Genomic DNA, 6,687 nt, shown 5'->3' on the forward strand with positions numbered 1-6,687 from the left:
ATGCTGCCGCACACAGTACCGCCCCTCCAAGATCAGCGGACAACAAGGAGCAAGTCATGAGAATCGGTTCCTCCATCTTCCTTATTGCACTCGGCGCCATCCTGGCCTGGGCTGTCGCCCCGGGACTCATCCCCTTCATAGACCAGGTCATGGTGGGCTACATCCTGATGGCCGTTGGTGTGATCGGGCTGATCGCCTCCCTCATCCTGGCCTCACCGGGCCGCAGCCGCCGGGTCAGCGAAACCCGTTCGGTGGTTGATCCCAACACCGGCGAGCGCATCACCCGCAACGAAAGCCGCGACGGCGGTATCTAGGCTCCACAACCACCCGGACGCCGGGCCGGACCAGACAGGTCCGGCCCGGCTTTTCCGTTTCCGGACCGTCTCACCCATAACACCGGCCGGCAGGCTTTGTTTCATGTGGGTTTCCATTGACAAACCAACATAAGCGAAGATAAAGTCAAGTAATTCAACATCATGTGATGCCAGTCACTGGACGTCACAGCCGCTGGGATTCAGCACTTTACGCAACGGAGGGTACGTGTTCGCCGAGGAGCGCCAGCAGAAGATCGCCGAGCTAGTCGCCGGCGCCGGCCGGGTCAGCGTGACCATGCTGGCGGAGCGCTTCCGCATCACCACCGAAACCGTCCGGCGCGACCTCGCCACCCTCGAAACCACCGGCACCGTGCGCCGGGTCCACGGCGGAGCAGTTGCGGCCGACCGCTTCAGCACCACCGAGGAAAGCATCAACGAACGGACCATCCAGCGCCCGGACCAGAAGATGCGCATCGCGCAGGCGGCCCTGGCCCTGATCCCCCAGGCCACGTCCGGCAGCATCCTGCTCGACGCCGGTTCCACCACCGAAGCATTGGCCGACCTCCTCTCCCGCCGCGCCGCCGTCGAACCTTCCGCTGGCGGAAGTGGAGCCGAACTGGTGGTCATCACCCACGCCGTTCCCATCGCCGCGAAACTGTCCAGCGCTCCCGGAATCGCCCTCCAGATCCTGGGCGGCCGGGTGCGCGGCCTCACCCAGGCCGCCGTGGGGCAGTCAACAGTGGAGGCCGCGCAGCGGATGCGCCCGGACATCGCCTTCATCGGCACCAATGGCATCCACCCCACCTTTGGCCTCAGCACGCCCGATCCTGAAGAAGCCGCCGTCAAGGCAGCCTTCGTCCATTCGGCACGCCGCATCGTGGTGCTGGCCGATTCCTCCAAGCTGGACGCAGAAACCCTGGTCCAGTTCGCCTCCCTGAAAGATCTGGACACCTTGATTACAGACAGCGAGCCCACCCCCGAACTGGCGGCAGCCCTGACCGAGGCCGGCGTCGACGTGGTGATCGCGTGATCGTCACCTTCACGGCCAACCCCAGCCTGGACCGCACGGTGGCCCTGCCCGGACCCCTGGAACGCGGCGAAGTCCAGCGCGCCGTTTCGGTCAGCCAGGAATCCGGCGGCAAGGGCGTCAACGTCTCCCGCGCCCTGGTTGCCTCCGGCCTGGAGACCATCGCCGTGCTCCCGGGCGCCGCGAGTGATCCCGTCCTCGCCGGGCTGCTCCACGATGGCGTGCCGTTCGCGGCCCTCCCCATCGACGAACCGCTGCGCACCAACGTGGCGCTGACTGAGCCGGGTGGCGTGACCACCAAGATCAACGAGCCCGGCCCCATCATGGATGCAGTCCAGCAGGAAGCCCTGATCGGCCTGCTGCTGGAACGCGCCCGCGGCGCCAGCTGGGTGGTCCTGGCCGGTTCCCTGCCTCCCGGCTTCCCGGCCGACTTCTACGCCACCGTCACACGGCGGTTGCGTAACGGGGCGGGAGGCGGCGCGCCGTTCATCGCCGTGGACTCGTCCGGCGCTCCGCTCGTCGCTGCCGTAGCTGATGCTTCGGCGGACGGTGTGTCCGGGAAACCGGACCTCCTCAAACCCAACGCCGAGGAACTGGCGGAACTGGCTGCTGCAGCCGGCTTCGCCACGGCGTCCACCGCAGACGAACTTGAAGCGGATCCGGAGGCCGCCGCAGCGGCCGCCGCCGCCGTCGTGCGTTCCGGTGTGGGTGCTGTGCTGGCAACTCTCGGATCCAAGGGAGCTGTCCTTGTAACGGCCGACGGCGCGTGGCTGGCCACGCATCCGCCGGTCGCCGCGGTCAGTACTGTCGGCGCGGGCGATTCATCGCTGGCTGGCTATCTGCTCGCCCACGGCCAGGGCGCCGCCCCGGCCGATTGCCTCCGTCAGGCTGTGGCACATGGTGCCGCCGCCGCTTCGCTGCCGGGTTCCACTGTCCCGGCAGTCCACCAAACCACCCCGGAAGCCGTAACCATCACGGCCCTTCGAAAGGATTGACAGTGACTCAGCTCATCACCACCGAACTGGTCGAGCTCGACCAGAACCTGGGCACCTCGCCCGAGGACGTGATCCGGCACCTGGCCAGCAAAGTTGCTGCCACCGGCCGCGCGTCAGAAGTTGAAGGCCTCTTCGCCGACGCCTTCGCCCGCGAGCAGAAAACAGCGACCGGCATCCCGGGCGGCATTGCCATCCCGCACTGCCGCTCAGCCGCCGTCCTCGAACCCACACTGGCCATGGCCCGCCTTAACCCCAAGGTGGACTTCGGCGCCAAGGACGGCCCTGCGGACCTGATCTTCTTCATCGCCGCCCCAGAAGGCGCGGACCAGGAGCACCTGAAGCTGCTGTCCAAGCTGGCCCGGTCCCTGATCAAGAAGGACTTCACTGCGGCCTTGCGTGCGGCGTCTTCCCGCGAGGAAATCGTGGAATTGGTGGACGGCGCCCTGACGGACAAGCCGGCAGCCCACGCGGCTGCTGCGGTTTCCGAAGCTGCGCCCGAGGCTGCTGCCGCCGGCGCGGTTGCGGCAGGCTCAACCACCGCGGGTCCCAGGCGCCTGGTGGCCGTGACCGCGTGCCCCACCGGCATCGCCCACACGTACATGGCCGCCGACTCACTGGTTGCCGCTGCCCAGGAAATGGGTGTGGACCTGCAGGTGGAGACCCAGGGTTCCTCCGGCGCCAAGCCGCTTGACCCTGCCGTCATTGCCGCCGCCGAAGCCGTGATCTTCGCGGTGGACGTGGATGTCCGCGGCAAGGAGCGCTTCGCCGGCAAGCCCGTCATCAACGCCCCCGTCAAGCGCGGCATCGACGAGCCCGCCAAGATGGTCCAGGAAGCACTCGCCGCCGCTGTCAATCCGAATGCGCGCCGCGTCCCCCACTTCGGGGCCGAGGAACAGGCCGAGAACGAGGCCACCGAAAAGGGCGAGCACATCGGCCAGAAACTGAAGAAGGCACTGCTCACCGGTGTCAGCTACATGATCCCGTTTGTGGCCGGTGGCGGCCTGCTGATCGCCCTGGGCTTCCTGCTGGGCGGCTACGACATCACGGGCGTCGCTGACAAGGTGGTGGTGGAGAATAACTTCGGCAACCTGCCCGAAGGCGGACTCGCGATCTACCTTGGCGCGGTCATGTTCAAGATCGGCGCTCTGTCCATGGGCTTCCTGGTTCCCGCATTGGCCGGCTACATCGCCTACGCGATCGCCGACCGTCCGGGCATTGCGCCCGGCTTTGTTGCCGGCGCCGTCGCAGGGTTCATGGGGGCAGGCTTCCTCGGCGGCATCGTGGGCGGCCTGCTCGCGGGCTACATGGCCCATCTGATCGGGACGTGGCAGGTGCCGCGCTGGCTCCGCGGCCTGATGCCCGTGGTGATCATCCCGCTGCTGGCTTCAATCTTTGCCTCCGGCCTGATGTTCCTGGTTCTCGGCGGCCCCATCGCCGGGCTCACCACCGCACTGAACTCCTGGCTGTCGGGCATGACCGGCGCGTCCGCCGTCGTCCTCGGAATCATCCTCGGCCTCATGATGTGCTTCGACCTCGGCGGCCCGGTCAACAAGGTTGCTTACGCATTCGCCGTTGCCGGCCTGAGCGCTGGCAGCGCCACCAACCAGGCGCCGTGGCAGATCATGGCAACCGTCATGGCTGCCGGCATGGTCCCACCGCTGGCGATGGCCCTGGCCACCGTGCTCGACAAGAAGCTCTTCAGCCTGGCTGAGCGTGAAAACGGCAAAGCGGCCTGGCTGCTGGGCGCGTCCTTCATCTCCGAAGGTGCCATCCCGTTCGCCGCGGCCGACCCGCTGCGCGTCATCCCCGCCAGCATGGTGGGCGGTGCCCTCACTGGAGCCCTCTGCATGGCCACCGGCGTTACGTCGCAGGCACCCCACGGCGGTATCTTCGTGTTCTTCGCCATCGGCAACCTGATCATGTTCATCGTCGCCATCCTGGCCGGAACCGTGGTCAGCGCGCTGGCAGTCATCGCCCTCAAGCGCTGGGCCGTCCGCGAGCCCGCTGCTACCGTGGAGACCGTTCCCGCAACGGTCTGACCCCGCCTTACCAAACAACGATTCACGGCGCTGAACCAACAGGCGCCGAAAGACAAAGGAGCAAGAATGTCAGAACGCACCGCAACCGTCGCCAGCCGCGTAGGCCTGCACGCCCGCCCCGCCGCCATCTTTGCGGAGGCCGCCGGCGAGTTCGACCTGGACATCACCATCGCCCGCCAGGGCGAGCCTGTCGATGAGGCAATGGACGCCGCGAGCATCCTGTCCCTCATGAGCCTGGGTGCCGCCCACGGCGACGTTGTGGTGCTCCGCGCCGAAGGTACCGGCGCGGATGACGCCCTGGCGCGCCTGGTCCAGATCCTGGAAACGGATCACGACGCCGAGTAGCGGCTTCACGCCAGCGGCCGCCGTCGCGCCTGTCCCCTCTCTTGGGGAAGGTGCGACGGCGGCCGCTGGTTCTTAAGCCGCTGGTTTAAGTTGGGGTGGTCAGCCCCGTTCGGCGATCTTCTTGACGTCCGCCACGAGCATGTCCCACATGCCCTTGGAGTGCTCCGTCGCGTCTTCGGGATCCACCTCGAGGATCCGGCCCTTACCTTCGTAGGGTTTGCCTTCCCACTCGCCGCGCCACGCGATGGGGCTACCCTCCGTCCAGTCCGTCTCCAGGTCCGCGAACATAAACTCCTTCACGGCGGCCGGATCGGTGATGACCTTCCAGACGCGGTCCGCCGGAGCATCAATGGTGATGGTGGATGTGGCTACGAGGTTCACGGGCACTACCGGGCCTCCTTGGCGGTCAACAGCAGATATTCCCATTCCATTTGCCATACGGCATCACCGTGGGCCTCGCCAAACGAATCCGCCAGTTCGATGAGCGCTTTGTCCAGGGCCTGAGCCTTGTCCTGGTCGCCGCCAATGAACTTATAGACCGAGATGGTGGGACCGTCGTGGGACTTGAAGTACCGCAAGAAGTCCTCCGGCTGGTGGAAACTGCGGATGGCCAGCGTGCGCTTTTTCGCCTGGATATCGGTGATCCTGTCGCCGAAGAGTTCCCGCACGTGGTTTTCGCTGCCCCACAGCGGGGGCGGCTGGGTTCCGGGCGGAGGCGGCGGCGCGAACGGCTTCATGGTGGCAACCATCCTTCCAATGAAGCCTTCGGGCGTCCAGCTGAGCAGGCCGATGGTGCCGCCGGGTTTGCACACCCGGACGATTTCGTCCGCACCGGCCTGGTGGTGTGGCGCATACATCACGCCGAGGCAGGACGTCACCACATCGAATCTGTCGTCCTCGAACGGCAGGGCCTCGGCGTCTGCTTCCATCCACTCCAGCTCTACGCCGCGGTCGGCTGCCTGCCGGCGCCCGGCATCGAACAGCTCCGGGGTGAGGTCGCTGGCCACTACCTGGGCACCCATCATGGCAGCGGGGATGGCCGCGTTGCCGGAACCCGTAGCGACGTCCAGAACACGCTGCTTGGCTTTGACCCCGCACGCATCCACCAGGATGGCTCCGAGATCCAGGAGCATCTCACTGGCCAGCGCGGGGTAATCCCCTGAAGCCCACATGGCCCGGTGCTTTTGCTTCAGAGCCCGGTCGGCCTCGCCTACGTCCACTTTGTCATTCATAGTGGCGCCCCTCTCCTTTGACAGGCTTTTCCCTTGACAGGCTTCGAGTGACAGCACGCTGTTGCACAGGGCTGCAATGCGACCCATTGTGGCCGCAGCGGGGCGGGCTGTAAAGCGTCAGGGGCTAGGACTCGGCGCGGAAGCAAGCAAACTTAGGGTTTCCTTGTGTTTCCCCAACCCCGGAATTAGCGTGGAAGCCTGACCAGCCATTACGGCGCTTCGGCGTCCAGGATTTCCCGGTCCCGGTGAAGGAGGACGACATGCCCGGCAAAAAGAACCCGAGCCTGAAAGATCCTGAACTATACGAGGAACTGCGCGAGGACGGCGCATCCAAGCAGAAAGCCGCCCGTATCTCGAACGCGGCCGCCAAGAAAGGCCGCTCCGCGGTGGGCCGCAAGGGCGGGAAATCCGGCGACTACGAGGACTGGACCGTCCCGCAACTCAAGGCCAAAGCCAAGGAAATAGGCCTCACCGGCTACTCAGCCAAAAAGAAGAGCGAGCTTATCTCCGCCCTGCGGAACTCCTAGGCGGCGGCCATCCCCATCACCGCAGACTGTTCGCGTACCGCTTTAGGCACCCTTTCGCGCCCGTGTGGTGGTGGCCTTCGCCGCAGGCTTCGCGGCGGCGGTTTTGGCTTCGGAGGACTTCGCCGCAGCCGTCTTGGCACTCGTTGTCCTCGTCCCCGCAGTCTTGGCACCGGCTTTGGCGGGAGCCTTCCCGCCGGGACTGTCGGCA

General features: G+C 66.2%; 8 protein-coding genes. 6 read left to right on the forward strand and 2 right to left on the reverse strand.

Going from position 1 to position 6,687, the window contains the following annotated elements:
• Window positions 1-56: 56 nt before the first annotated feature.
• The 5 genes from V6M49_RS08845 (at window position 57) to V6M49_RS08865 (ending at window position 4,720) form a co-directional block, all read left to right on the forward strand.
• Complete coding sequence (locus V6M49_RS08845; protein WP_056348963.1) at window positions 57-314, forward strand: DUF6458 family protein; 258 nt, start codon at window positions 57-59, stop codon at window positions 312-314.
• A gap of 226 nt (window positions 315-540) precedes the next feature.
• Entirely contained in the window at window positions 541-1,344 is an 804-nt protein-coding gene (locus tag V6M49_RS08850) for a DeoR/GlpR family DNA-binding transcription regulator (RefSeq protein WP_332760890.1), read from the forward strand.
• On the forward strand, window positions 1,341-2,336 hold the full coding sequence (locus V6M49_RS08855; protein WP_332760891.1) for a 1-phosphofructokinase family hexose kinase: 996 nt from the start codon (window positions 1,341-1,343) through the stop codon (window positions 2,334-2,336). Before V6M49_RS08850 ends, V6M49_RS08855 begins: the two co-directional genes overlap by 4 nt.
• Before the next feature lie 2 nt (window positions 2,337-2,338).
• Window positions 2,339-4,375: a PTS fructose transporter subunit IIABC gene (locus tag V6M49_RS08860; RefSeq protein ID WP_332760892.1), complete on the forward strand. Its 2,037-nt coding sequence runs from the start codon at window positions 2,339-2,341 to the stop codon at window positions 4,373-4,375.
• A 66-nt stretch (window positions 4,376-4,441) separates the two neighbouring features.
• The gene (locus V6M49_RS08865; protein ID WP_056348975.1) at window positions 4,442-4,720 is read left to right on the forward strand and encodes an HPr family phosphocarrier protein; all 279 of its coding nucleotides are present in this window, start codon (window positions 4,442-4,444) and stop codon (window positions 4,718-4,720) included.
• A gap of 99 nt (window positions 4,721-4,819) precedes the next feature.
• Here the strand turns inward: V6M49_RS08865 and V6M49_RS08870 are convergent, their stop codons facing one another.
• Both V6M49_RS08870 and V6M49_RS08875 read right to left on the reverse strand, forming a co-directional pair.
• Window positions 4,820-5,107: an SRPBCC domain-containing protein gene (locus V6M49_RS08870; protein ID WP_141139220.1), complete on the reverse strand. Its 288-nt coding sequence runs from the start codon at window positions 5,105-5,107 to the stop codon at window positions 4,820-4,822.
• Window positions 5,107-5,952 carry a class I SAM-dependent methyltransferase gene (locus tag V6M49_RS08875; protein ID WP_332760893.1) on the reverse strand — a complete coding sequence of 282 codons (846 nt, stop codon included), beginning with the start codon at window positions 5,950-5,952 and terminating at the stop codon, window positions 5,107-5,109. Before V6M49_RS08875 ends, V6M49_RS08870 begins: the two co-directional genes overlap by 1 nt.
• A 260-nt stretch (window positions 5,953-6,212) precedes the next feature.
• Here V6M49_RS08875 and V6M49_RS08880 point away from each other — a divergent pair, with 260 nt between their 5' ends.
• The gene (locus V6M49_RS08880) at window positions 6,213-6,479 is read left to right on the forward strand and encodes a DUF7218 family protein (RefSeq protein ID WP_332760894.1); all 267 of its coding nucleotides are present in this window, start codon (window positions 6,213-6,215) and stop codon (window positions 6,477-6,479) included.
• Window positions 6,480-6,687: the final 208 nt, after the last annotated feature.

The sequence above is a fragment of the Pseudarthrobacter sp. genome (assembly GCF_036675385.1).
GTDB lineage: Bacteria > Actinomycetota > Actinomycetes > Actinomycetales > Micrococcaceae > Arthrobacter.

Excerpts from the sequence above, each read along its gene's own strand:
- V6M49_RS08845 (WP_056348963.1), top strand. The coding sequence starts at position 57 with ATGAGAATCGGTTCCTCCATCTTCCTTATTGCACTCGGCGCCATCCTG.
- V6M49_RS08865 (WP_056348975.1), top strand. The coding sequence starts at position 4,442 with ATGTCAGAACGCACCGCAACCGTCGCCAGCCGCGTAGGCCTGCACGCC.
- V6M49_RS08875 (WP_332760893.1), bottom strand. The coding sequence starts at position 5,952 with ATGAATGACAAAGTGGACGTAGGCGAGGCCGACCGGGCTCTGAAGCAA.
- V6M49_RS08880 (WP_332760894.1), top strand. The coding sequence starts at position 6,213 with ATGCCCGGCAAAAAGAACCCGAGCCTGAAAGATCCTGAACTATACGAG.